General features: G+C 64.4%; 25 protein-coding genes. 20 read left to right on the forward strand and 5 right to left on the reverse strand.

Annotated elements, in window-relative coordinates:
* Window positions 1–216: S-layer homology domain-containing protein (locus ACXR2T_RS15285; RefSeq protein ID WP_489945554.1), on the forward strand; the 216-nt coding region annotated here is incomplete at its 5' end.
* Window positions 217–311: 95 nt separating this feature from the next.
* On the opposite strand, the gene ACXR2T_RS15290 is transcribed toward ACXR2T_RS15285, so the two are convergent.
* Window positions 312–596 (reverse strand): HigA family addiction module antitoxin, encoded by a 285-nt coding sequence (locus tag ACXR2T_RS15290; protein ID WP_458816977.1) that lies wholly within the window; start codon window positions 594–596, stop codon window positions 312–314.
* Window positions 597–607: 11 nt separating this feature from the next.
* The gene (locus ACXR2T_RS15295; RefSeq protein ID WP_458816975.1) at window positions 608–886 is read right to left on the reverse strand and encodes a type II toxin-antitoxin system RelE/ParE family toxin; all 279 of its coding nucleotides are present in this window, start codon (window positions 884–886) and stop codon (window positions 608–610) included.
* A 115-nt stretch (window positions 887–1,001) separates the two neighbouring features.
* Between ACXR2T_RS15295 and ACXR2T_RS15300 the strand changes: the two genes are divergently transcribed.
* The 5 genes from ACXR2T_RS15300 to ACXR2T_RS15320 all read left to right on the forward strand — a co-directional run bounded on the left by ACXR2T_RS15300 (window position 1,002) and on the right by ACXR2T_RS15320 (window position 6,988).
* Window positions 1,002–2,810, forward strand: coding sequence for a glycoside hydrolase family 15 protein (locus ACXR2T_RS15300; RefSeq protein ID WP_458816973.1), 1,809 nt, complete (start codon window positions 1,002–1,004; stop codon window positions 2,808–2,810).
* A gap of 45 nt (window positions 2,811–2,855) precedes the next feature.
* Window positions 2,856–3,650, forward strand: a complete 795-nt coding sequence (locus ACXR2T_RS15305) for a DeoR/GlpR family DNA-binding transcription regulator (RefSeq protein ID WP_458816967.1) — start codon at window positions 2,856–2,858, stop codon at window positions 3,648–3,650.
* 156 nt (window positions 3,651–3,806) lie between these two features.
* Complete coding sequence (locus ACXR2T_RS15310) at window positions 3,807–5,108, forward strand: ABC transporter substrate-binding protein (RefSeq protein ID WP_458840390.1); 1,302 nt, start codon at window positions 3,807–3,809, stop codon at window positions 5,106–5,108.
* 72 nt (window positions 5,109–5,180) lie between these two features.
* The gene (locus ACXR2T_RS15315; protein WP_458840388.1) at window positions 5,181–6,071 is read left to right on the forward strand and encodes a carbohydrate ABC transporter permease; all 891 of its coding nucleotides are present in this window, start codon (window positions 5,181–5,183) and stop codon (window positions 6,069–6,071) included.
* Window positions 6,068–6,988, forward strand: coding sequence for a carbohydrate ABC transporter permease (locus tag ACXR2T_RS15320; protein ID WP_458840387.1), 921 nt, complete (start codon window positions 6,068–6,070; stop codon window positions 6,986–6,988). Before ACXR2T_RS15315 ends, ACXR2T_RS15320 begins: the two co-directional genes overlap by 4 nt.
* 79 nt (window positions 6,989–7,067) lie before the next feature.
* On the opposite strand, the gene ACXR2T_RS15325 is transcribed toward ACXR2T_RS15320, so the two are convergent.
* Entirely contained in the window at window positions 7,068–7,751 is a 684-nt protein-coding gene (locus ACXR2T_RS15325) for a FadR/GntR family transcriptional regulator (protein ID WP_458840386.1), read from the reverse strand.
* A 67-nt stretch (window positions 7,752–7,818) separates the two neighbouring features.
* On the opposite strand from ACXR2T_RS15325, the gene ACXR2T_RS15330 reads away from it, so the two are divergent.
* Window positions 7,819–8,682, forward strand: a complete 864-nt coding sequence (locus ACXR2T_RS15330) for an amidohydrolase family protein (RefSeq protein ID WP_458840384.1) — start codon at window positions 7,819–7,821, stop codon at window positions 8,680–8,682.
* A gap of 112 nt (window positions 8,683–8,794) precedes the next feature.
* Here the strand turns inward: ACXR2T_RS15330 and ACXR2T_RS15335 are convergent, their stop codons facing one another.
* On the reverse strand, window positions 8,795–9,601 hold the full coding sequence (locus ACXR2T_RS15335; RefSeq protein ID WP_489945555.1) for an SDR family NAD(P)-dependent oxidoreductase: 807 nt from the start codon (window positions 9,599–9,601) through the stop codon (window positions 8,795–8,797).
* Window positions 9,583–10,443, reverse strand: coding sequence for a fumarylacetoacetate hydrolase family protein (locus ACXR2T_RS15340; RefSeq protein WP_458840381.1), 861 nt, complete (start codon window positions 10,441–10,443; stop codon window positions 9,583–9,585). Before ACXR2T_RS15340 ends, ACXR2T_RS15335 begins: the two co-directional genes overlap by 19 nt.
* Window positions 10,444–10,548: 105 nt before the next feature.
* On the opposite strand from ACXR2T_RS15340, the gene ACXR2T_RS15345 reads away from it, so the two are divergent.
* The 13 genes from ACXR2T_RS15345 (at window position 10,549) to ACXR2T_RS15405 (ending at window position 25,097) form a co-directional block, all read left to right on the forward strand.
* Entirely contained in the window at window positions 10,549–11,844 is a 1,296-nt protein-coding gene (locus ACXR2T_RS15345) for an L-fuconate dehydratase (RefSeq protein WP_458840395.1), read from the forward strand.
* A complete protein-coding gene (locus ACXR2T_RS15350) occupies window positions 11,834–12,862 on the forward strand; it encodes an aldo/keto reductase (RefSeq protein ID WP_458840380.1) in 1,029 nt (342 codons plus the stop codon). The genes ACXR2T_RS15345 and ACXR2T_RS15350 overlap by 11 nt, the downstream gene beginning before the upstream one ends.
* A complete protein-coding gene (locus tag ACXR2T_RS15355) occupies window positions 12,862–13,281 on the forward strand; it encodes an RbsD/FucU family protein (RefSeq protein WP_458840378.1) in 420 nt (139 codons plus the stop codon). Before ACXR2T_RS15350 ends, ACXR2T_RS15355 begins: the two co-directional genes overlap by 1 nt.
* A gap of 182 nt (window positions 13,282–13,463) precedes the next feature.
* A complete protein-coding gene (locus ACXR2T_RS15360; protein ID WP_458840376.1) occupies window positions 13,464–14,969 on the forward strand; it encodes a sugar ABC transporter ATP-binding protein in 1,506 nt (501 codons plus the stop codon).
* On the forward strand, window positions 14,966–15,994 hold the full coding sequence (locus ACXR2T_RS15365; protein ID WP_458840374.1) for an ABC transporter permease: 1,029 nt from the start codon (window positions 14,966–14,968) through the stop codon (window positions 15,992–15,994). Before ACXR2T_RS15360 ends, ACXR2T_RS15365 begins: the two co-directional genes overlap by 4 nt.
* Before the next feature lie 49 nt (window positions 15,995–16,043).
* Entirely contained in the window at window positions 16,044–17,036 is a 993-nt protein-coding gene (locus ACXR2T_RS15370; RefSeq protein ID WP_458840373.1) for an ABC transporter substrate-binding protein, read from the forward strand.
* Window positions 17,037–17,263: 227 nt separating this feature from the next.
* Complete coding sequence (locus ACXR2T_RS15375) at window positions 17,264–19,405, forward strand: MMPL family transporter (protein ID WP_458816959.1); 2,142 nt, start codon at window positions 17,264–17,266, stop codon at window positions 19,403–19,405.
* A gap of 15 nt (window positions 19,406–19,420) precedes the next feature.
* Window positions 19,421–20,764 carry a sensor histidine kinase gene (locus ACXR2T_RS15380; RefSeq protein ID WP_458840371.1) on the forward strand — a complete coding sequence of 448 codons (1,344 nt, stop codon included), beginning with the start codon at window positions 19,421–19,423 and terminating at the stop codon, window positions 20,762–20,764.
* A complete protein-coding gene (locus tag ACXR2T_RS15385; protein WP_458816955.1) occupies window positions 20,761–21,423 on the forward strand; it encodes a response regulator in 663 nt (220 codons plus the stop codon). Before ACXR2T_RS15380 ends, ACXR2T_RS15385 begins: the two co-directional genes overlap by 4 nt.
* 338 nt (window positions 21,424–21,761) lie before the next feature.
* Window positions 21,762–22,274: a hypothetical protein gene (locus ACXR2T_RS15390; protein WP_458840369.1), complete on the forward strand. Its 513-nt coding sequence runs from the start codon at window positions 21,762–21,764 to the stop codon at window positions 22,272–22,274.
* Entirely contained in the window at window positions 22,271–22,582 is a 312-nt protein-coding gene (locus tag ACXR2T_RS15395; protein WP_458840367.1) for a plasmid mobilization protein, read from the forward strand. Before ACXR2T_RS15390 ends, ACXR2T_RS15395 begins: the two co-directional genes overlap by 4 nt.
* A 246-nt stretch (window positions 22,583–22,828) precedes the next feature.
* Window positions 22,829–23,332, forward strand: coding sequence for an FBP domain-containing protein (locus tag ACXR2T_RS15400; RefSeq protein ID WP_458840365.1), 504 nt, complete (start codon window positions 22,829–22,831; stop codon window positions 23,330–23,332).
* Between the two features lie 226 nt (window positions 23,333–23,558).
* Entirely contained in the window at window positions 23,559–25,097 is a 1,539-nt protein-coding gene (locus ACXR2T_RS15405) for an MFS transporter (RefSeq protein WP_458840394.1), read from the forward strand.
* The last annotated feature ends 136 nt before the right edge of the window (window positions 25,098–25,233 follow it).

The raw sequence follows: 25,233 nt of genomic DNA on the forward strand, positions 1-25,233 counted from the left end.
CCGAAGACGCAGAGCTTCTCTGACGTCGATAAGAACACGAAGTTCTACAAGGAGATCGAGTGGATGGGTACTGAGGGTCTGTCGAAGGGGTACTGGACTGCTGCTGGTCCTGAGTACCGTCCGAAGAATGGTCTGAGCCGGGAGGCGATGGCGGCGTTCCTCCAGCGTCTGGTTGACGAGTACTGGGTCGGCGTGATCCCGGGTGTCAAAAAGTAACCACTAGCAAGTAAAACCACTGCGGCCGGTTACACCCTTTGGGGTGTGACCGGCCGCAGTTAGTAATGTGCCGAATTTATTGTCGACAAAGTTTCTCAGGCTGCATCGAGGCGGCGCACATGGGGCAGACCCGCGGTACGTTCCATTGCAAGATCGTGCGCGGTCTGCATGGCCAGCCAGACTCGAGCGCTACCTGCGCCAGCCGCTTCAAGCCGCACCGCGAGATTTGAAGAGACTCGAGCATGCTCGTGGAGCACACGGCTGAGGGTCACGCGCGAGACTCCCAGCCGGGCGGATGCTTCACTGACTGTGAGATTGAGCTCCGATAGTACGTCCTCTCGAAGGACTGCGCCGGGGTGCACCGGATTTTGCATCACCATGTCTTTTCACCTCAGTGGTAGTCGCGATAGTCGACGAGTTCTACGTCTTGGCCAATAAATCTGAATGTTACGCGCCAGTTCCCATTGACCCGCGTGGACCAGTGCCCAGTTTGGTCCCCTTTGAGCTCATGTAATCGAAAGCCTGGAATGTCGACATCGGCAGGGGCGTGTGCGACATCGAGCACTGACAGAATGCGCGTAAGTTTTGGTACATGATCGCCCTGTACCCCCTTCTTTGAGCCAGTGAGGTAAAGCTGTTCTAGCCCTTTGTGTCGAAAGCTGACGATCATGCCTCATTGTATCGCGTAACGATACACGGGTCTAGGGGGCGGTGTGAATAACATTCTTTGGTGTCCTCCTGACGCAGCTCTGGTGCAGGTTCCACTGCAGTGCCATGATGAGGGCGTGAGCACTCCAATCGAGGACTACGCGCTACTGAGTAACTGCCGCACGGCTGCGCTCGTTTCGAAAACCGGCAGTATTGACTGGTTGTGTCTACCCCGACTCGATTCGCCGTCGGTGCTGGGCAGCCTCGTGGGCGGGCCCGATGACGGACGATGGTGCGTCGCACCGAGGGATCCGGAAGCGAATGCAACACGCGCGTACGCGGGCGGCACCTTCGCCCTCGTGACTCGGTGGGAGACTGCGGGCGGGGTGGCCGAGGTGCACGACGTGATGCCCGTGGCGCAGCACGCGCACACCGGGCAAGACCGCGTCGATGTGGTGCGCCGGGTCGTGGGCGTGACTGGCAGTGTCGCGTTCGACGTCGATGTGCGGCTGCGGTTTGACTACGCGCGGGCGATGCCGTGGGTGCGGCAGGTTGGCAGCCGTGATGCGCCCGCGGTACTCGCGATGGCGGGCCCCGACGCGGTGCTCTTGCGCGGCATGCCGCTCGAAGCGGCAGACCATCGGCACGCGGGCAGCTTCACGATTGAGGCGGGCGAGGTGCGCGACCTCACGCTCACCTGGTTTCCGTCATTTCGCGAGCTGCCCGAGCCGCTCGATGTTGCCCAGACGCTCGCGCACACCGCGCGCTGGTGGCAGGACTGGGCAGATCGCATCGAGTGCTTCAGCGGGTACGAGCGCGAGGTGACCCGCTCACTGCTCGTGCTGCGTGCGCTCACAAATCACAACACGGGTGGCATCGCCGCGGCTGCGACCACGTCGCTGCCCGAGGATTTTGGGGGCGAGCGCAACTGGGACTACCGGTTTGTGTGGCTGCGCGATGCGGCCCTCACGCTCGAGGCGCTGCTCGCCCACGGTTTCGTTGATGTTGCTGAGCACTGGCGCACCTGGTTGCTGCGCGCGGTCGCGGGTGACCCCGCCGACCTGCAGATTATGTACGGCATCGCGGGGGAGCGCAACGTGTTCGAGCACGAGCTGCACCACCTTGCGGGCTACGCGGGGTCGCGGCCCGTGCGCATCGGCAACGGAGCTGCGCTGCAGTACCAGGCCGATGTAGTGGGAGAAGTGCTTGTCGCCCTGTCAGCCGCTCGGCAGGCTGGGCTCAAGGAATCTGAGTTCTCGTGGGCGCTTGAGCGGCACCTTGTGCAGTACGCGGCCGCTCAGATCGACCGGCCCGACAACGGTATCTGGGAGATTCGCGGCGCCCCGCAGCACTTTACGCACTCGCGGGTCATGATGTGGGCTACGTTCGATCGCGCGGTGCGGGCGGTCGAAGAGCATGGAATGCCGGATCCGCACGGCGAAGTCGACCACTGGCGCCGTCTGCGTAACCGCGTTTGCGCCGAGATCGATGCGCACGGGGTCGCTGCAGGCGGATACTTTACGCAGTACTACGGGAACGATGAAGTCGACGCTTCACTGTTGCTGCTGCCGCAAGTGGGCTATTGTACGGCCGATGACCCGCGCATGCTGGCAACGGTGGAGCGCATTGAGCAGACCCTCATGCGCGACGGTCTCGTGCTGCGCTACCGCACCGCCGCAGGGGTCGACGGACTGAGCGGCGACGAACACCCGTTTTTGGCGTGTTCGTTCTGGCTTGTGGAGCAATACGCGGGCAGCGGCCGCGAAGTTGAAGCGCGTGCGTTGATGGATCGGTTGTGTTCGTTTGCCAACGACGTGGGCTTGCTGTCAGAAGAGTACGACCCCGTGAATGCGCGCGCCGTGGGAAACATGCCGCAGGCGTTCTCGCACCTGTCACTCGTGCGCGCGGCAGACGCGCTCGAGCGCCACGCAACCCCTGCGCGGTAATGTTCGATCTTGTGCGAACGGCGTGGGCCTCATACGATGTGGCACATGGCAGCCCCAGATCTTGGCCCCGAGCGGCGCGAACGCATCCTGCAACGAGTGACCGATCGTGGCACCGTGCGCGTGAGTTCCCTGGCCTCCGAGCTCGACGTGTCGCTCATGACCGTACGGCGAGACATCACGATCCTCGCAGACGAGGGGCGGCTTGAGCGCATTCATGGCGGTGCCAGGCTGCGCGGCGGCCATGTTGCCGAGGAGCCGCTACCGAGCGTGAAGGGGCTCATGAGCCCGGCCGCGAAGCAGGCGATCGCCGCGCTTGCTGCGAGGCAGATTCAGCCCGGTGAAGTGATCGGCATCGGAGCCGGCACAACGTCGCTGGCGTTCGCTGAGTATGCCGCGCGCATTCCAGACCTCACTGTCGCCACGAACTCCGTGCCGGTCGCGCAAATACTGTGGGCCCACGGCAGCACCCGCGTTATTCTCACCGGCGGTGAAGCGACGCCGTCGCAGGCGCTTGTGGGACCCATCGCGCTGCAATCACTGCAGCCGCTGCACCTCGACACCGTTGTGCTCGGTACGCACGGCATCGACCTCGAAGCGGGCTGCACCACCCCGAACCTGCTTGAAGCGCAGATGAACGAGGAGCTGCTGTCGCGCGCCAGGCGCAGCGTCGTGCTCGCCGACGCCGAAAAATGGGGCGTCGTGGGGCTGACGACTTTTGTGCGGCTCGCTGACCTTGATGTGCTCGTCACCGATGACGGCCTGCCGCGGCAGGCGCGCGAGGCGCTCGTGGAGGCCGGTGTTGAGCTGCTCATTGCTGAGGCGGCCGGATCCGGAGCTTGAAAAATGACGGTCGTGCGCAAAGCAATGATTGATAGATCGCGCTAATGTAACAATTGCGAACAAAAGCAACATGCAAACAACAGTTTTGTGACACAATGCGATGCATGAGCCCACGGGTTCTCGTTTCGCACAGCTTGGCTATTCAAAGGAGAAGAGATGCTTAATCGAAAGAAGCGTTGGGGCGTAGGCCTCGCGATGCTCGCGGTCACGGCCCTCGTCGGCTGCTCGGGCGGCGGCTCAGGCGATGCGGGCGGCGATGCCGCATCGACCAAAGACGTTGAGGTGTTCACCTGGTGGGCGCAGGGCTCAGAGAAGGCGGGCCTCGAGGCACTTGAAGCGGTGTTTGCTGAGCAGCACCCCGATTACACGTTCGTCAACGGTTCGGTCGCTGGTGGCGCTGGCTCAGCCGCAAAGGATCTGCTGCAGAGCCGCCTGCAGACGAAGAACCCGCCGGACTCGTTCCAGGCACACGCTGGCGCCGAGCTCACTGACTACATCTCGGCCGGTCAGCTCGAAGACGTGTCAGACCTGTACGACGAGTATGGGCTGAAGGACGCGTTTCCCGCCGACCTCGTCGACCTGCTCACCGTAGACGGCAAGATTTACTCGGTGCCGTCAAACATTCACCGGTCGAACGTTGTATGGGCAAACACCGAGGTGCTCGAAGCCGCAGGCGTCGACGCCAGCACCCCGCCCGCAGACTTCGACGCGTGGGTGGAGGACCTCGAGAAGATTAAGGCTGCAGGCCAGACCCCGCTCTCGGTCGCGCAGACCTGGACCCAGGTGAACCTGCTCGAGGCCGTGCTCATGTCGAGCCTGGGCGCAGACACGTACAACGGTCTCTTCGACGGCTCGACCGACTGGTCGGGTGCCGAGGTGAAGGGCGCGCTCGAGCACTTCGAGACGCTCATGGACTTCACCAACACCGACCGTGACGGGCTCGACTGGCCCGAGGCGACCCAGCTGGTCATTGACGGCAAGGCCGCCTACAACGTCATGGGCGACTGGGCGGTTGCAGCGTTCCAGCAGGCAGATAAGAAGGACGGCGAAGACTTCACCTACTTCGAGATCCCGGCAGACAAGGGCAACAGCGACAAGATCTTCGGCTTCTTGGCCGACTCGTTCACGCTGCCCGTGGGCGCGAAGAACCCCGACGGCGCGAAGGCGTGGCTCGAGACGATCAGCTCGGTCGAGGGCCAGGAAGCGTTTAACCTCGCAAAGGGTTCGATCCCGGCTCGCACCGACGCCGACAACTCGAAGTTCCCCGCCTACCAGCAGACGGCGCTGAAGTCGTTCGCTGACGACAAGATTGCCCCCTCGATCGCGCACGGCGCTGCCGTGCCGGTCGCCTGGTTGAACGCGATATCTGACGCAACGAGCCAGTACACCTCGGGTGCTACTGACATCGCCGGCTACCAGACGGCGCTCGCCGAGGCAGCGGCGAAGTACACGAAGTAACCGTGACAGGTTCGGCCCCACCTACTCGGGTGGGGCCGAACCGTTTCATCACCGGCCCCAGAAGGAACTCTCATGCGAAAATATGCAGCCCCGCTGCTGATGGTCGCGCCGTCGCTGATTCTGGTGGGTGTGTTTGTCTACATTCTCATCGGCCAGAACTTTTGGACGTCACTGACCGACAATCACACGGCCGCGCAGGCCAACGGTGTGCAACCCTCGAACTTTGTCGGGTTTGAAAACTACACCAACCTCCTCACCGATAAGGCGTTTCAGCACTCGCTGATCAACCTTACGCTCTTCACTGTCGTGTTTCTTGCGGGCGCGATGATCGTGGGATTCGTGTGGGCATGGATCCTCGAGCGCCCCATCAAGGGCGGCGGGTTCTTTCAGACCGTGTACCTCTTTCCCATGGCCGTGTCGTTTGTCGCATCGGGTGTGGTGTGGCGGTGGCTGCTGAACTCCAATGAGGGAGAAGACGCGAGCGGCCTCAACCGACTGTTTCAGATGGTCGGACTCGACTTTCTGCAGAACCCGTGGTGGAACAACGTTACGTTCGGCATCATGGCGATCGCGTTGCCCGCGGTGTGGCAGCTATCGGGCTATGTCATGGCCCTCTTTCTTGCGGGCTTTCGCGGGGTGCCCGTCGAACTGCGCGAAGCTGCGCGTGTCGACGGCGCGAGCGAGTGGCAGGTCTACCGCCACGTTATCTTCCCCGAGCTCACTCCCGTCGTGATGAGCGCGCTCGTGATCATCGGCCACATGTCACTCAAGTCGTTCGACCTGATCATGTCGATCTCGAACCCGTCGAACTACCAGACCAAGATTCCTGCAGTCGACATGTTCGTCTTCAAGTCGAGCTTCGACTACGCCAACGCGGCAGCGGTCGGCATGATTCTGCTCGTTATCGTCGCGATTCTCATCGTGCCCTACCTCATTCACCAGCACAGGGAGCGCAAGTCATGACCGCCACCGAAGCGATCGCCACAGGCGGGGCTGGCGCGAAGCGCGCCAAGAACGCGAACGGCGCGACAGGCAACCCGGGCAAACCGAGTAAGCGTGATGAGTCGGGTACCGCCCGCACCGTGCGTTACGGGCTGCTTCTCGTGGGCATGATCTTCGTCTTCATTCCCGTCTACGTGCTCGTCATCACGAGCTTTAAGGGCATCGGTGACGCGACGGCAGACAACGCCTGGTTCTTGCCCACAAACTGGACCCTCGAAAACTGGCAGCAGGCGTTCAACGAGCTCGGCCCCTCGATGGGCCGCACGCTCTCGATGGTGATCCCGTCGACGCTCATCTCTGCGGTGCTCGGCTGTCTCAACGGCTTCGTGCTCTCACGCTGGCGGTTCCCGGGCGCCGACATCGTGTTCACGCTCATCTTGTTCGGCATGTTTTTGCCGTACCAGGCGGTCATCATTCCGCTCGTCAACATGATGATCGGGCTGAGCGTGCCCAGCGGTATTCCCGCCCTGATCGTGCTGCACATCGTCTACGGCATTCCGATCACGACGCTCATCTTCAGAAACTACTTCGAGAGCGTGCCGCACGAGCTCATGGAAGCCGCCAAGGTCGACGGCGCGGGCATGCTGCGCACGTTCTGGTCGGTGGCACTGCCGATCGCGATCCCCGGCTTTGTCGTGGTGATCATCTGGCAGTTCACGGCCGCGTGGAACGATTTTCTGTTCGCTGTGTTCTTCTCGGCACCGGTCAACGGCCCCGTGACTCTCGCGTTGAACAACCTGGCGAACGGCGCGATTCTCACGAACTACGGCATCTCGATGGCCGGTGCTCTGCTCGCATCGCTGCCCACCGTGATCGTCTACGTGATCCTGTCGAAGTACTTCATCGCGGGCCTCATGTCGGGCTCGGTCAAGGGCTGACCCTGGCACTCAAATCGGACCCGGCACCATCTTGGTGTCGGGCCCGATTTCTTTGATCCGGATCAGGGGAGTGCGGGCGCTATGCCTCGGGGTGAGCGGCGCGGTAGAGCCAGTGCTCGACGCCCGCGATATGCGCGGTCGTGAGGGCGGCCGCGAGGCTCGCGTCGCCGCGCTCTAGAGCGTCGACGATCGCGCGGTGCTCGGCGATCGTGCGATCGACCGCGCCCTGCTCGGTGATACCGCGCCAAACTCGTGCGCGCACGGTGTGCGTGGTGAGGCTCTCGACGAGGCTGGCGAGGTAGGTGTTGCCGCCCATACGCGTGATGTTGCCGTGAAAGCGCACGTCGTGGTCGACGAGGTGCTCGATGCTGGCCGCGTTGCCACCGAGCTCAATCTCCTCGCGCAACGCGGCGATGTCGTCGGCGCTCGCGTGGGTGGCCGCGAGGGCCGACGCTTGCGACTCGAGAATGCGTCGCACCGTGAAGATTTCGAGCAGCGATGAGTCATCGTGCATGTCGACCACAAACGAGATGGCCTCGAGTAGCAGGTGCGGCTCCAGGCTCGTCACGTAGGTCCCGTCACCGCGGCGCACGTCGAGCACCCGAATCACCTCGAGCGCCTTCACGGCCTCGCGCATCGAGTTTCGTGACAGGCCCAGCCGCTCGGCCAACTCCTTCTCGGGGGGTAGGCGGTCTCCAGGCGAAAGCTCGCCTGAGACAATCATTGATTTGATCTTCTCAATTGCTTCGTCGGTGACAGCCATGAAGTCATCATAGCCATTGATCGGATGTCTGGGTGCGGAGGTGGCGAGAGTTCGCCAGTATAGAAGCATGCGCATTCTCGATACTCACCTGCACCTGTGGGACCCGGCACGCTTGACCTACCCGTGGCTGGAGGGGGTGCCCGCGCTGAATCGTCAGCTGGCAGCGCCACAGGCCATCGCCGCGATGGACCATGCGGGGCTGCGACCAGGTGCAGGGGTTGAGTCGATCTTTATGCAGGCGGACTGTCTGCCCGAGCAATCGATCGATGAGGTGGCGTGGGTCACATCGGAGCGTGAGCGGGTGGGGCTGCGCGGCATCGTCGCGTTTGCGCCCGTCGAGCTGCCGCAGTTGGGCGAGCACCTCGACGCGCTTGCGGCGTACGAGCTTGTGGTGGGGGTGCGCAGGCTGCTGCAGGGTGAGCCCGCGGGTTTTGCGATGAGCGAAGCGTTTGTGGCAGGGGTTAAGCAGGTGGCCGAGCGTGGCCTCGTGTTTGACGCGTGTGTCACACGCGAGCAGCTGCCCGAGGTTGCCGCGCTCGCCGACGCCGTGCCCGAACTGTCGATTGTGCTCGATCACCTGGGTAAGCCGGCGGTCGGGTCGGCCGCTGCACCGCAGACACCCGCACAAACATGGGAGCGCCATCTGCGTGGCCTCGCCCAGCGTCCTAACGTCACGTGCAAGGTATCGGGGCTGCCGGGTGAGAGTAACGGCGCATGGAGTGAGACGCAGCTCACGCCGTTTCTCGACACTGCGCTCGACGCGTTTGGCGCCGAGCGGCTCATGTTTGCCAGCGACTGGGGCGCCTCCTTCGGTGACGACATCGAGGCGGGTTACGGCCGCTGGCTCGAGTTTGTTTCGCGCTGGGCGGGCGCGCACTCCGATCAAGTGCTTGGGCTGACGGGTGCACGGGTCTACCTCGGGGAGGATTAGGCCAGCGCGCCCCCTCCCGTCACCCTGCGCGACGCAGGAGTCGCAGGGTCCAGGTGGTGTGTGGATTCTGCGACTCGCAAGCTCGCGCAGAATGACTGGAGGGGGTGCGACGCTACTGGCCGGTGGGGCGCAGGCGCAGCTGCGCCATGCCGCCATCGACCTCAATGGATGTGCCGGTTGTTGATCCGGAGCGAGGGCTCACGAGGTAGCAGACCGCGTCGGCTACCTCCTGCGGCGAGACCAGCCTGCCGTGCGGTTGCCGCGCTTCGAGCGCGGCGCGTTCTGCGGCGGGATCCGGAGCCGAATCGAGCAGCCGGCCGACCCAGGGAGTGTCGGCCGTGCCGGGATTGACCGCATTGACGCGGATCCCCTCGCGCAGATGATCGGCGGCCATGGCGCGCGTGAGCGACAGCACCGCGCCCTTGGTTGCTGAGTACAGGGCGCGCTGCGGAAGGCCCGCGGTCGCGGCAATCGAGGAGGTGTTGCAGATCGCGGCGGCGCGCGACTCGCGCAGCCAGGGGAGGGCGGCGGTCGTGACACGGGCGATGCCGGTGACGTTGATCGACAGGGCGCGCGCCCACTCGTCATCGTCGTTCGCGGCGATGTCGCCCTGCGCGCCGATGCCAGCGTTGTTGACGACGATGTCGATGCCGCCGAGATCTGCCGCGGCCTGCTTGACGGCCTGGTCGACGCTCGCGCGGTCAGACACATCGGCCGTGTATGCGCTGAACCGAGGGTCGGCCGCGCTAGGGTTCACGTCGAGCACCGCGACCCTGGCACCTCGATCAGCGAGTGTGTGAGCGACCGCGGCCCCGATGCCCGAAGCGCCGCCCGTGACGAGGGCGACGAGCCCGTAGAACTCGCTGGCTGCGCTTGTGGTGCTTGTCGTGTCTGCTGGGCTCACTTGCCTGCCTCCCATGCGGTGAACTCCTGGCGCTGGCGGCCGAGGCCGTCGATTTCGATCTCGACGACGTCGCCGGGCGCGAGGTACGGGTACTTGCCCGAGAGCGCGACGCCCTGCGGGGTGCCCGTGAGCACAAGATCACCGGGTTCGAGTGTGAGGTACTGCGACAGGGTCCACACGATGTGTTCGACCGAGAAGATCATGTCTGACGTGTTGGAATCTTGACGTGACTCACCGTTTACGAAGCTGCGCAAGCCGAGGCTCTGGTGATCGACCTCATCGGGGGTGACGAGCCAGGGGCCGGTTGGGTTGAAGCCCGGTGCGCACTTGCCCTTCGACCACTGGCCGCCCGAGATCTCGAGCTGAAACTCGCGCTCAGACAGGTCGTTTGCCGTGACGAAGCCCGCTATGTGATTCATTGCGTCTGCGGGGGAGCCTAGGTACGCGGCGCGCTTGCCGATCACGATGCCGAGCTCGACCTCCCAGTCGGTCTTCTCGCTGTTCTTGGGGATCGTGACGGTGTCGTTGGGGCCGACCACCGTGTTGGGGGTCTTCATAAACATGATGGGAATGGTCGGTGGCTCTGAGCCCGATTCAGCAGCATGGGCGGCATAGTTCATGCCGATGCAGAGCACGGCGCTGGGGCGTGCGATCGGAGCTCCGATGCGTCGCTCGGCAGCGTCTGTGAGCACGGGCAGGCTGCCCGAAGCGAGCGCATCGGTGATCCGCGCGACAGGCTCACTCTCGAGGAACGCGCCATTGATGTCACTGGTGAGCGGGCGTAGGTCATGGGTGGCATCGGCCGTGATGACGACCGGAACCTCTGCGCCGAGGGGGCCAAGTCTGGCAAACTTCATTATTTTCTCCTGCCTGTGGTCTGCAATTGACAGTATAGACATCGGATGTTTATGATTCCAATGGTCGGAGGATAAATGACCTCCATGAACGCAAAGGGGCGCGATTTGAGTCGCATAGTCGCATTCGAGACGACAGACATCCGATTTCCAACCTCGCTGAGCCTGGACGGCTCCGATGCCATGAACCCGGATCCGGATTATTCGGCCGCCTACCTGCGCGTCGTGACCGACGCGGATGACGGTATCGAAGGCCACTCGTTCGTGTTTACGATCGGCCGCGGTAATGACGTGCAGGTCGCGGCGATCGACGTGCTCGAGCGGCACCTCGCCAGCCGTGCATTAGAACCGCTGCTCGAAAACATGGGAGCAACCTGGCGTGAACTCAACGGCGACTCGCAGCTGCGCTGGCTCGGCCCCGAGAAGGGCGTCATGCACATGGCCATTGGTGCCGTCGTGAATGCGCTGTGGGACATCAAAGCGAAGCGTGCAGGGCTGCCGCTGTGGCAGCTGCTCGCGCGTATGACACCCGAAGAGCTGGTTGAACTTGTCGACTTTCGCTACCTCACCAATGCGCTCACCCACGCAGAGGCCCTCGAGATCTTGCAGGCGGCGGTGCCGGGGCGTGCCGAGCGTGAGGCACAGCTCATTGCCGAGGGTTACCCCGCTTACACGACGAGCCCTGGCTGGCTCGGGTACTCAGACGAAAAGCTCGAGCGGCTCGCGCGTGAGGCGATGGCCGACGGGTTTCCTCAAATCAAGCTCAAGGTGGGCGCCGACCTCGAAGACGACATTCGCCGGTTTAAGAAGGCACGCGAGGTGTGCGGCCCCGACTACCCGATCGCGATCGATGCGAACCAGCGGTGGGAGGTGTCTGAAGCCATCGAATGGGTGAAGGTGCTCGCAGAGTTCAACCCCGCTTGGGTGGAAGAACCCACGAGCCCAGACGACGTGCTCGGGCACGCCGAGATTGCGCGCGGCATCGCCCCCATTCGGGTTGCTACCGGCGAACACGCACAGAACCGCATGATCTTTAAGCAGCTCGTGCAGGCCAAAGCGATCGAGGTGATGCAGATCGATGCGGTGCGCGTGGCGGGGGTCAACGAAAACATCGCCAACCTGCTGCTGGCGGCAAAGTTCGGTGTGCCGGTGTGCCCGCACGCGGGCGGGGTGGGGCTGTGCGAGGCGGTGCAGCACCTCTCGATGTTCGACTTTGTGGCGGTCACGGGCACCCGGGAGGGACGCATGATCGAGTTCGTCGATCACCTGCACGAGCACTTTGTCACCCCCACCGACATTCGCGGCGGCAACTACATGCCGCCCTTGACGCCGGGCAATAGCATGGAGATGAAGGCCGAAAGTCGCGCCGAATTCACCTGGCAGGAGGGCGCGCATGCCAAGTGATCTCGCGGGTTCGCTGCCGCGTCTTGGCTACGGTGCTGCCAACCTGGGCAATCTGTTTCGTGCCCTCACCGACGACGAAGCGTGGCAGGTGCTTGAGGCGGCCTGGAACAGCGGCGTGCGCTACTTCGACACCGCCCCGCACTACGGGCTGGGGCTGTCTGAGCGTAGGCTCGGTGAGTTCTTGCGCACCAAGCCACGCCATGAATATGTCGTCTCGACCAAGGTGGGGAGGCTGCTGCGCGATAATCCAGCCGCGAAGCCCGGCGAGCTCGACCTTGCCAATGACTTTCACGTGCCCGCGACGCTACAGCGCGAGTGGGATGCGTCTGAAGCGGGTATTCGCGCGAGCGTCGAAGAGTCGCTCGCGCGCACAGGACTCGACCGATTCGACGTCTTGTTTTTGCACGACCCGGAACGCTACAACCTCGACAGTTCGGTTGACACCGCGCTGCCAGCGCTAGAACAACTGCGCGCAGAGGGTGTCGCCCGCGGGGTCGGAGTCGGCTCGATGACTACGAGTGCGCTCACCCGCTGTGTGCGCGAGGCGCAGCTCGACGTGATCATGATCGCGGGCCGCTACACGCTGCTCGAACAGCCCGCGGCGGCGGAGCTGCTGCCCGCCTGTCGTGATCGAAGTACGCGGGTTGTTGCCGCATCGGTGTTTAACTCGGGGCTGCTGGCAAGCGATACGCCCAAGCGCGATGCACGTTATGAGTATGGGGCGGTGCCAGCAGAAGTGTGGCAGCGGCTTGCGCGCATCTCGCAGATCTGCGCAGCGCACGGAGTGTCGGTGCCGGTGGCCGCCGCGCAGTTTGCGCTGCGGCACCCGAGTGTTGCCTCGGTGGTGCTGGGCGGTAGTCGCCCTGCGCAGCTCGTCCAAAACGCCGAGCGCATGGCGGTCGATGTGCCGCACGCGCTGTGGTGCGAGCTCGAAGATGCCGGGCTCATCGATCGCATCGACGGCATTGACCGCATCGACCAAACCGGCCGAAGCAATCAAGCCGAGGGGGTGTCATAGTGCTTGAGGGAATCAACCCGCTGCTCACGGGCGAGCTGCTCAAGCACCTCGACGAGATGGGTCACTCAGACAGTGTCGTGGTCGCAGACGCGCACTTTCCGTCTCACGCGCTCGGTGCCCGAGTCGTGGACCTGCCGGGCACGTCGACCCCCGCTGTGTTGGCGGCGATCCGGAGCGTCGTGCCGCTTGATGATGCGCCGGCGCTCGACCTGATGGAGTCGGCCGATGCGACCGTGCTTGACGTGCAGCGCGAGCTCATGGCGGCCGCGGGAGCAGGCAGCGAGCAAACCCGGTTTATCGAGCGGTTCGCGTACTACGAGATTGCTAAGACCTCCTACCTCATAGTGAGAACCGGCGAGATTCGCAAATATGCCAATGCTCTGCTTCGAAAAGGCGTGGTAGGACACCCTGCCGCGTAAAAAACGCGAATATCTATCAATTTCATGCATGAACCGTGACGATTCAGGTTGCAAATTGATCTCAATTTACCAATGTTGCGTGACTAGGTTGCGAAATCAGCCCATGCCCGCAAGAATTGACCCGATGTTTAAGGGTGCGGTGCGCACACCGCAACACCTTTCAATGAAGAAGAGGTAAACCTATGACCGATCCGATCCTCAGAGTGTCGGGGGTGAGCAAGGGCTTTCCCGGCGTGCAGGCGTTGCAGGGCGTCAACCTCGATGTGTACTCGGGCGAAGTGCTCGTGCTCGTCGGTGAGAACGGCGCAGGCAAGTCGACGCTGATGAAGATCCTGTCGGGCATCTATCAGCGTGACGAGGGCACCATCGTGTTCGAGGGTAACGAGGTCACCCTCACCGGGCCGCTGCAGGCGCAGCAGCTCGGCATCACGATCATTCACCAAGAGATGAATCTGATGGGCGATCTCACCGTCGCCCAAAATATTTACATCGGCCGCGAGCCCATGAACGGACTGTTTCTGTCGGAGTCGCGGCTTAATAAGCAGACGAGCGAGCTGCTCAAGCGGCTCGACATCGACCTCGACCCGCAGCAGAAGGTCAGCGAGCTCACGGTCGCGAAGCAGCAGATGGTCGAGATTGCGAAGGCGCTGTCGTTCGACGCCAAGGTGCTCATCATGGATGAGCCGACCTCGGCTCTCACCGACAGCGAGGTCGAGATTCTCTTCACGCTGATCGAGCGGCTCAAAGCCCGCGGCACCGGCATTGTCTATATCTCGCACCGCATGAACGAGCTGAAGCGCCTCGCCGACCGCGTCACGGTGCTGCGCGACGGCCGCTACATCGGAGCGCTCGAGAAGCGCGAGATCGAGATCCCCAAGATCATCGAAATGATGGTCGGCCGCGTCATCGACGAGGGCGCACGCCCAGCCCCCAAAGACTTCTCCCAGGCCCCCGTCACGCTCAAGGTCGAGAACCTGTCGACCAAGGCGCTGCTCAAAGATGTCAGTTTCGACCTGCACCGCGGTGAGATTCTCGGCTTCTCGGGGCTCATGGGCGCGGGCCGCACCGAGACCGCTCGCGCGCTCATCGGCGCAGACCCGAAGTCCAGCGGCACAGTCACCATCGGTGGCAAGAAGACCCGGATCACGAAGCCCGCTGACGCCGTGCGCAAGGGAATCGGCTACCTGAGCGAGGATCGGAAACAGCTCGGCCTGATGCTCGAACAAGACGTCACCTTCAACACGGTGCTCGCATCGCTGGAGAACTACTCGGGTGCGCTCGGGTGGATGGGCGACGCCAAAGCGAAGGCGCAGGCGAAGGAGTATGTGCAAACGCTGCGCATCAAGACGCCGTCGGTAAACCAGGTTGTGAAGCTGCTCTCGGGTGGCAACCAGCAGAAGGTGGTCATCGCCCGGTGGCTCTTGCGTGACTGCGACGTGCTCATCTTCGACGAGCCCACCCGCGGCATCGACATCGGCGCCAAAGAAGAAATCTACCGGCTCATGCAGCAGCTGGCCGACTCGGGAAAGTCGATCATCATGATCTCTTCCGAGCTGCCCGAGGTGCTGCGCGTCGCCGACCGCATCGTGGTCATGGCGAACGGCCAAATCACTGGCGCGCTTGCCAACAGCGAAGCCAGCCAAGAAAACATTATGCAGCTCGCGGCACACGCACAGGAGGACGTATGAGCCAGGTACAGGAGTCGTCATCGACGACGACCATCATCCAGCAGGCGGTCACGCGCACCGACGAGGGCGGCATCAAGTCGTTTTTGAAGCGTCAGCTGCAGCAGTCCCTCGCCTTTGGCACGCTCATTGTGCTGGTGCTGTATTTCTCGTTCGCCGCCCCGGGGTTCGCGAGCTGGGACAGTGTCTCGAGCATTCTGCTGCAGTCCTCTGTCGTGGGTATCCTCGCGATCGGCACCACCTTCGTCATCATCACGGCGGGCATTGACCTCTCGATCGGCACGGGCATGGCGCTCGCCGCCGTGATGACCGGCGTGGTTACGGTCAACCTCGGCATGCCGATCTGGCTGGGCGTTGTCGCAGGTGTGGGCACGGGCGCCCTGATGGGCCTCGTGAACGGCGTGAACGTGACGGTGTTCAAGCTGCCGCCCTTCATCGCCACGCTCGCGATGATGATGATCGCCGGCGGGCTCGCGCTCGTCGTCTCGGGGGTCAAGCCGATCTACTTCTCGTCCACCGCCCCCGGCTTCAAGAATCTTGCGCTAGGCAACCTGATTCCAGGCGTCCCCAACGCCGTGATCATCACGGTCGGAGTCGCGATCGTGGCCGCCCTCGTGCTCGCCAAGACCCTGCTGGGGCGCTACACCTATGCCATCGGTTCGAACGAAGAAGCGACCCGCCTCTCGGGTGTCAACACCCGCACCTGGACGATCTTGATCTACGTCTTTGCGGGCGCCTTCACTGGCATCGCTGGCGTGATCCTCGCCGCCCGTCTCGACTCGGCGCAACCGCAGATTGGCATGGGCTACGAGCTGCAGGCCATCGCCGCCGTGATTATCGGTGGCACGTCGCTCATGGGTGGCCGCGGCACGATCCTCGGCACCGTGATCGGCGCACTGATCATGAACGTGCTGCTCTACGGTCTGCGCCTCATGTCGATTCAGACCGAGTGGCAGAACATCGTCGTCGGCCTGGTCGTGCTGCTCGCGGTCTTCTTTGACACGCTGCGCAACCGCTCAAAGTCTTAATCCAAACCACCTCTGACCATCTCTATTCCATTCAAACAACGGAGTTTTCATGAAGATCACAAAGAAGCTTGCGCTCGCCGCCGCGACCGCTGCTGCCGCTCTCACGCTCGCGGGCTGCAGCGCGCCCGCTGCAAACGATGCCGGATCAGGTGATGGCGCCGCAGGCGACAAGCCCGTCATTGCGCTCGTGTCGAAGGGCTTTCAGCACCAGTTTTGGCAGGCCGTAAAGACGGGCGCCGAAGAGAAGGGCGCAGAGCTCGGCGTTGAGGTCACGTTCGACGGTCCCGCTGCAGAGACTGAGGTCGACAAGCAGCTCGACATGCTGCGTTCAGCGATCGAGAAGAAGCCCGCAGCGATTGGTTTCGCCGCACTCGACCCCGAGGCGTGCGTGCCGCTCTACGAAGAGGCTAAGACGAAGAGCATTCCTGTCGTGCAGTTTGATGCGGCGTGCAATAGTGAGGTCGGTCTCAGCCTCGCCGCGACCGACAATAAGGCTGCCGCAGCCGTTGCTGCCGAGCACATGGCCGAGCTGATCGGCGGCAAGGGTGAAATCGGAGTGGTCGTGCACTCCGAAACCAGCCAGACTGGCACCGACCGCCGCGACGGGTTCATTGAGAAGATCGAGGCCGACTACCCCGACATTAAGATCGTCGATGTGCAGAACGGTGACGGCGACCACCTGAAGTCGGCAGATATCGCTAAGGCAATGGTCAAGTCCAACCCCGACCTCGTGGGCATCTACGGCACCAACGAGGGCGCAGCGATCGGTGTCGTCAACGGTGTGAACGAGCTGGGACTCAAGGACGGTGAGCTCACGATCATCGGTTTCGACTCGGGCGCCGCGCAGATTGAGGCCATCAAAGCGGGCACCATGGCTGGCGCTGTGACCCAGGATCCCATTGGCATCGGCGCCACCGTCGTGCAGGCCGCCTACGATGCGTCGCAGGGTAAGACGGTCGAGAAGTTCTACGACACGGGTGCCAAGTGGTACGACGCATCGAACATCGATGACCCCGAGATCGCGGCGGTGCTCTACGAGTAAACCGTAGCGCCAGGCGAGCCGCCTCGTCATCCTGCGCGAGCTTGCGAGTCGCAGGATCCAGCCCCGTCTTGGATCCTGCGACTCCTGCGTCGCGCAGAATGACCAGGTTGAGGGTGGCCGGGTGAGAAGTCGTCACCAAATCTACTCCGCACCTCACCCAAAAGGATGACGAGAAGACCACCCGAGTGCCCGATGCCGTGCGCGGCCCGCACTGGTGAGCTAGAAGCATGGCTCAAACTCAACAATTTGGCGCGGTCGCACACGCGCTCACCTCGAAGCGCGGCGCACGCGTTTCACTCGTGGCGGTGCTCGCCGTGATCATCGCACTCTTCGGGCTGCTCTCGGGAGTCGAAGCCCCGGGCGGCAACGCGCAAGCCCCCGCAGACTCTGAGTCGGCGCGCGCCGCCCAGCTGCTCGACACGTTTCCTAACGCAGACGTGCAACCGGTGCTCGTCGTCGCGACGCGCACCGACGGTGGCGAGCTCACCGCTCACGATCAGTCGGCGCTCGAAGCGCTTACACCGCGCCTCGAAGAAACCGTGGCGCGGCACGGCACAGATCCGGCACGAAAAGACGCGCTCAAAGCGACCGGGCCGATCATGAGTGAAGACGGGGCCGCAGGCATTCTCGTCGTGCCGCTCGAGACAGGCGAGAGTAACACCGAGACGGCGGCCACGATCGGCGAGCTGCGCGACGCGCTCGCCGAGAGCGGACCTGCGGGGCTCGACCTCGAGGTGACGGGCGGCCCCGCGTTTGGGGCCGACGTGGCCGCGTCATTCGAGGGCGCCGACTTCACGCTGCTCGCGGTGACGATCTTGATCGTCGCGATCTTGCTCATCGCGACCTACCGCTCGCCCGTGCTGTGGCTGATTCCGCTCGTTGTCGTCGCGCTCGCAGATCGGCTCGCGAGCCTCGCGACCGCCGCCGCGGGTAACGCGCTCGAGCTGCAGTTCGACGCCGGCATCATCAGCGTGCTCGTGTTCGGTGCGGGCACGAACTACGCCCTGCTGCTCATCTCGCGCTACCGCGAAGAGCTCACCCGCAGTGATGATCACCGCGTGGCGCTCGCGGCCGCGTGGCGCGGCACCGCCCCCGCCATTCTCGCGTCGAACGTGACCGTCGTGCTGTCGCTCGCGACGCTCGTGTTCGCGGTGATTCCAGGCACGCGCGGCCTCGGCCTCTCGGCTGCCCTCGGCCTCGTGATCGCGCTCGTCGCGGTGCTCTTCGCCCTGCCCCCGCTGCTCGCGGTGTGTGGCCGCCGCGTGTTCTGGCCGTTCGTGCCGCGTCCCGGTGAAGCTGCGGGGCGGGGGAGCATCTGGCGCCGGATCGCTGACGCCGTCGTGCGCCGCCCCGTGCGTTCGCTCGTTGCAGGCGGGCTGCTGCTCGCGGTCATGGCGACGGGGCTCTTTGGTACGAGCGTGGGGCTGAACCAGGTCGACAAGTTTCGCGTGCAGGCCGAGTCGGCGACCGGACTTGAAACGCTCGCGGAGCACTTTCCGGCTGGCGAAGCACAGCCCACACTGATCGTGACGAACTCGGCGCAGGCGGGCGCCGTGATTGACGCCGTGAACACCGTCGATGGGGTGGTGCGGGCGCACCCCGCGGGCGAAACCGTGGTTGCTGCCGAAGCTGGTGCGGGCACAGCCAGTCTCACCAAGGTGATGGTCACGGGCGAGTACGCACCGGGCACCCCCGAGTCGCTCGCGCAGGTCGAACAGTTGCGCGAGGCGGTGCACGCCGTACCGGGGGCAGACGCCCTTGTAGGCGGCGGTGTAGCCACCGATGTTGATGCCCGTGCGGGCAACGCTCGCGACCTGATCGTCATCGCACCGCTCGTGCTGGGTGTGAGTTTCATCGTGCTGCTAGCGCTCTTGCGCTCGCTCGTGGCGCCCGTGCTGCTGCTCATTACGAACGTGGCGAGCGCCGCCGCCGCGATCGGCGCGGGGGCCTGGCTCAGCCGGGTCCTGTTCGACCAGCACGCGCTCGACCTACAGGTGCCGCTTCTCGCGTTCCTGTTTCTCGTGGCGCTCGGCATCGACTACACGATCTTTCTCGTGCATCGGGCCCGCGCCGAGGCGAGCGAACACGGAACCCGCGAAGGGATGGTGCGGGCCGTCACCCACACGGGCGCAGTCATCACGAGCGCCGGTATCGTGCTGGCAGCGGTCTTCGCGGCGCTCGGCGTGCTGCCGCTCGTCACACTCGGTCAGCTCGGCCTCATCGTGGGCGTCGGCGTGATCGTTGACACGCTCGTCGTGCGCACCGTCATCGTGCCCGCCATCTTTGGGCTGCTCGGTGACAAGATCTGGTGGCCGAGCAAGCCGGCCGCGCACCACACCGAGAAACCTCAGCGCACAGCGCGCAAGTAGCGCAGAATAGGAGCCATGACCATGGTGACGCAGCTGCCCGGAGCCCCTGGCGCCAGCCGCCTGGGCCCCGCCGCCGCGACAGCCCGAGCGATGCGCGTGGGGCAGCACGCCATCGCCGTGGGGCTCACCGCGATAGGTGTGGTGCGCGCCATCGGCGACGGCACCGACATCGCTGCAGCGCTCGCCGCCGGCATCGCGGTGCTCGCCTGGCACACGGCGGGCGCGCTGCTGCCCGCTCGTGCCCCGCGCGCGGTCACGATCTGGTGGTTGGTCGGTTTCGCTGCGGTGTGGGGTGCGGCGGTCGCGGTGTCGGCCGAGTTCGTGTGGCTCGCGTTCTTGCTGTGGCTGCTCGCGGGGCACCTGCTGCCCGGCTGGTGGGCACTCGCCTTCTCGGCGCTCGTGTACACGATCGTCGCCGTCGCCCCGGTGCTGCATCACGGTCACACCAGCTACGCCAACATCTTCGGCCCGCTCATCGGCGGCGTCTTTGCGCTCGGCATCTCGCGCGGATACCTGCAGCTCTTGCGCGACGCCGCCGAACGCGAGGCGCTCGTCGAATCACTCACCCAGGCCCGGCATGAAACCGAGCTGCTGCAAGACGAGCTCGCGCTTGCCCAGCGCCAGTCGGGTGCGATGGGTGAGCGCGCCCGCATCGCCCGTGACGTGCACGACACCGTCGCTCAGGGCCTCTCATCCATTCGGCTCATTGCGCACGCCGCCAGTTCTGTGTCGGTGCCGCGCGGGGAGACGCCACCCGGCCCGCTCGAGCAGATCGAACAGCTCGCGGGCGAGAGCCTTCGTGACGTGCGCCGGATCATTGCGGCGCTCACCCCGGCCGAGCTCGAAACGGGTGCGCTCGCGGGCGCGCTCGAGCGCATGATCGACCGGTTTGCACACGAGCACGGTACGGAAGCAGACGACACGGGTGGTGCTGCGGCCGGCACTGTAGGTGGCGCCGGGAGCCCGGCGGCGGCCGAACCTCAGGCCCGGCTACACGTCGACGAGGCGCTGCCGCAGCTGCCCGTCGACATCGAGGTGGCGCTCTTGCGCGTCGCGCAATCGGCGCTGGCGAACGTGCGCCAGCACGCCCGGGCGGCCCGCGTCGACGTCACCCTGTCGGCCGCAGGCGGTGAGGTACGCCTCGACGTGCGCGACGACGGGGTGGGTTTTGATCCGGAGCTTGAGCCAGCCCCGCGCGCCGGGGAATCCTCGAGCTTTGGGCTGCGGTTGATGCGTGAGCGGCTGCGCGACCTGGGTGGCGGGCTCGACATCGAGAGCGCGCCGGGTGAGGGGTGCGCGATCAGTGCCTACCTGCCGTTGGGCGCAACACGAGAGGCGACAAAGGAGAACACTCAGTGAGTTACAGTGATGACGACCTCTGCGGCAATGTCGATGAAGGCACGATCACGGTGATCATCATCGACGATCACCCGGTGGTGCGCAGCGGGCTGCGGGCCGTACTCGAGGCCACCGGTCGCATCGTGGTGATCGCCGAGGCGCCCACCGGTGAGATGGGCATCGAGATGGCCGAGCGGCGCTGGCCAGACGTGGTGCTGTGCGACATGCGGCTGGGTGACGGCATCGACGGTATCGAGACCACGAGTCGGTTGCACGCGCTAGGCACGCCGCCCGCCGTGCTGATTCTGACCACGTTCGACCGCGACGCCGAGCTGCTCGGAGCGATTGAGGCGGGGGCGGCGGGGTACCTGCTCAAAGACTCGCCGCCCGAGTTGATCATCGAGGGTATTGAGCGCGCAGCCGACGGCGAGCTGTTTCTGCCGGGCGATCTCGCGGCGCGCGTGCTCAAGGGTATGCGGCAGGCGCGCCCCAAGCTCACCGAGCGCGAGCTCGAGGTGCTGCGCAAGGCCGCGACGGGCGCCACGAACCGTGAGATTGCGCGCGCCCTGTTTGTGTCTGAGGCGACCGTCAAGAGCCACATGTCACACATTTTTAGCAAGCTCGAGGTCGACAGCAGGTCGCGCGCCATACGCGTCGCCACCGATACCGGGCTCATTTAGCGCTGCGCGCCGAAGGATTAACTAACTTGTCATTCTGCGCGACGAAGGAGTCGCAGAATCCAGGGCCTGTGTTTCGGTGAAAAGTGTTTCGTGAAAGCTTTGGTGCAAATGTTGCGGTGTTTTGGCCTGGTTGCCCGCAACTTTTGTACCAAAGCTCGACCGGGCCGCGTCAGACGCCGAGAGACACCAAGGCGGCCCGGGCAAGATTCGTGGCCAGCGGCGAGCGGGAGCCTCGACCCCCGAGGAGTGCCGCAGGACGCTACGTTCGATAATTCGCGCGGGCTAGGGAAGGTTCGCATGCGTCTGGGGTAACCACCACTCCCCGAAAGGCGCCCTCCATGAGCAAGCTCGATACCGTGCTCACTGTTCAGCCCACCCCCATCCTGATCATTCTCGTGTGTATCCCCGTCACCAGACTTGCTCCGTCCACTGCGCGATGCTGGGCCCTCGATCGGGCCGAGCGGTTTTTGAAGACACTGCAGGTGGTTTTACGAAGCCGCCACTTGAGTGCCCAATCACCACGTAGTAAACTTGTAAACATGGAGGAGTTGCCTGATTGGACGCACCGACGAGAACACATCGAGTCGCGTGCCGCTCGCAAGGGTGCAGCAACTGAGAGGAACATCTCGGTTGAGTGGGCGAATGAGGCCTATGCCGACCCGATGGCGGTTGACTTCATTCCCGATTACGCATCCAATACAGGGGAAGGGATGAGGCGGATCGGTTGGTCTGACAGTGCGGGCTTTCTGATCAGCATTATTACCGTACGCGACGGCAACGGATACCTTTGGGGCGCAACAGCGTTCAACTCCAACAAGTACGACCAGACCAGCTACGAGGAGGAATCATGAGTGACATCACCGAAATGATTGACCGAGCCGCGTCAGACGCCGAGAACCACCAAGGCGGTCCCGGCAAGATTCGTGGCCAGCGACGAGCGGGAGCTGCGACCCCCGCCGTGCTCTCGGTGCGGCTCACCGCTGAGCAGCTCGCAGAACTGACTGCGCGCGCCGAGGCCGCAGGGCAGCCGACATCGGCCTACGCTCGCAGTATTTTGCTCAACGCGCTCGGAGCAGGCGAGAACGACGCGCTCGCGGCAAAGCTCGAAGCGGTACTGCGTCACACTCTCGCCCCCGAGATGCTCGCACGCGCTTCCTGAGAGTACCGGCCGAGCTGAGTGGCAGTCGAATAGGGCGGAGTACACTCGACCTCGTGAACTATCGAGAGCTGTATGCGCAGCGTCAGGAGGTTGTCGGCGAAGCACTGGCCGACAGCGATTGACGCACCTGCACCGGCCGCGCTTCGGGGAGACCCGGGTGCGGCTGATTTGGCATACTCATTCTCAAATTTTTAGGGAGCACGAAGCCTGGTCACGCGCGGGCTCGTGCTTCTGAAAGGTACACTCATGCAACCTTTGACAGAGCAGTTCATCCGTTCATCGTTCATCAATGCTTCGCGCCGTGAGGTGAAAGAACTCACGCTCCCAAGCGGGTTCACGAAGCTCACCGCACAAGCGTGGGCTGAGCTCGACCTCTTCGGCTGGCGCGACCCCAAGTTCACGCGCAGGGCCTACGTGCTGTTGCCGCAGCTCGACGGCGTCGAGGTTGGCGTTTGTCTTACGCAGACCGAGGGGGCTCCGCGTTTGCGCGCGATGTGCAATTGGTGTCAAGACGTGCGGCTGCCCAATGAGGTGGTGTTCTGGAGCGCGCGGCGCGTTGGCGATGCCGGCCGGCGGGGTAACACCGTCGGCACGCTCGCCTGCCGTGATTTTCAATGCTCACGAAATGTGCGCAATGATCCACCGCCAGCATACGAGGGCTACGACACCGCAGCTGCTCGCCTGCGCCGCATTGACACGTTGCAGGTGAAGGTGGCGGGATTCGCTGACATGCTCATCACGGGGCGTTAAACTTCGTGCTGTAGCCGGGGACCGCGTCGACTCACCGTTCACGCGGTTCCCGTCTTGCGTCGCTCATGCGAGCGCGGCCACTCACTGACGAGACGAGGTCACGATGACACCGCAAGATCAGCCCAGGCACGGGGCGCCCCAGGCGCCTAGTCCTACGTCTCCGCCTGTGCCCGCGCCCAGCCGGCGTGACTGGCTCGCGCTCGCGGTGCTCGCCACCGGGCTCGGCATGATCGTGCTCGACGGCACGATCGTGGGGGTCGCGCTGCCCGCGATCATCGCCGACATTCACCTCGACCTCACCGACGCGCAGTGGGTCAACAGCCTGTACGCGGTGCTGCTCGCGGCGCTCCTGCTGTCGACCGGCAAACTGTCTGACCGGCTGGGGCGCAAGCTGCTGTTTCTCATCGGCATCGTCGTGTTCGTGGGCGGCAGCGTACTCGCCGCCATGGCCGACGCCGCAGCCCCGCTGATCGGGGCGCGCGCGGTGCAGGCGGTGGGCGCGGCGCTCATCATGCCGTCGACGCTGTCGACCGTCAACGCGACCTTTCGCGGCAAGTACCGCGCCGCAGCGTTCGGTGTGTGGGGCGCAGTCATCTCCGGGGCCGCCGCCGTCGGGCCGCTCGCGGGCGGCGCGCTCACGCAGTGGGGTTCGTGGCACTGGATCTTTCTCGTCAACATTCCCATCGGCGCGCTCGTGTTTCTCGCCGCGCTCTTCACCGTGCGCGAGACGAAGAGCGGCACCGACCGGCCCGGTATGGACGTCGACGGCGCGCTCCTGAGCGCGATCGGCTTCGGCGCGCTCGTGTTCGCGGTCATTGAGGGGCCGGATCTGGGCTGGTGGAAACCCGCCGCGGAGTTCAGCATGATGGGCTGGCAGTGGCCGAAGGGCGCACCCGTGTCGGTCGTGCCGTTTACGTTCGCGATCGCTGCGGTCGCGCTCACCCTGTTCGTGTTGTGGGAGCGACATCGCGAGCGGGTGCAGCGTTCGGCGCTGCTCGACCTGGGACTGTTTCGCTTTGGCACCTTTTCGTGGGGCAACCTGACGGCCGCGATGGTCGCCATTGGCGAGTTCACGATCGTGTTTGTGTTGCCGCTGTATCTCGTGAACGCGCTGGGTCTCGACGTGATGGGGGCCGGGCTTGTGCTGGCCGGTATGGCGGTGGGCGCGTTCATGTCGGGGGCTGCCGCCCGCCACGTCGCTGCCAAGTTTGGTGCGCCGGGCACGGTGCTCATTGGGTTGGGGTTGGAAGTGTTGGGCGTCGCCGTGCTCGCGTTTCTTTTGCGCCCCGACAGTGCGGGCTGGGTCGTCGCGCTGCCGCTCGTGCTGTACGGGCTCGGCCTGGGGCTCGCGTCGGCACAGTTGACGGGCACGGTGCTGCGCGACGTGCCCGTCGAGGTGTCGGGGCAGGGGTCTGCGACCCAGAGCACCGTGCGGCAGATCGGTTCGGCGCTCGGCACCGCCGTTGCTGGCGCCGCGCTGTCGGTGTCACTCGCGATCACGCTGCCCGCCGCGCTCTCGGGGGCGGGTTTGCCCGCCTCTCAGGCCGACCAGCTGGCGTCGGCCACGAGGCAGTCGGCGGGCACCACGATTTCGCAGCTGCGCGCCGAGGGCAGTGCGAGCAAGCTCGGCGAGCATACCGACGCGGTCGTGCACGCGCTCACCTCGGGTTTCACCGATGCGACGCGTGCCTCACTGCTCATCGGTCTGGTGTTCTTGGCGCTCGGCTTTGTGGGGGCGGTGCGGCTGCGCCGCGCGTCAAGGTAGCGCCCCTGGTGTTGCGTCCGGACCTTATGCGCCCTTCCGGTCGTCCTGCGCGACGTAGGACCTGAGTTGACCGCTTTGGGGTGATTTTCCGGTATTTGAGGGCAAGAACGTTGAATTCCTGCGGGGCTTCGTGGAA

Source organism: Leucobacter faecis (assembly GCF_054456635.2).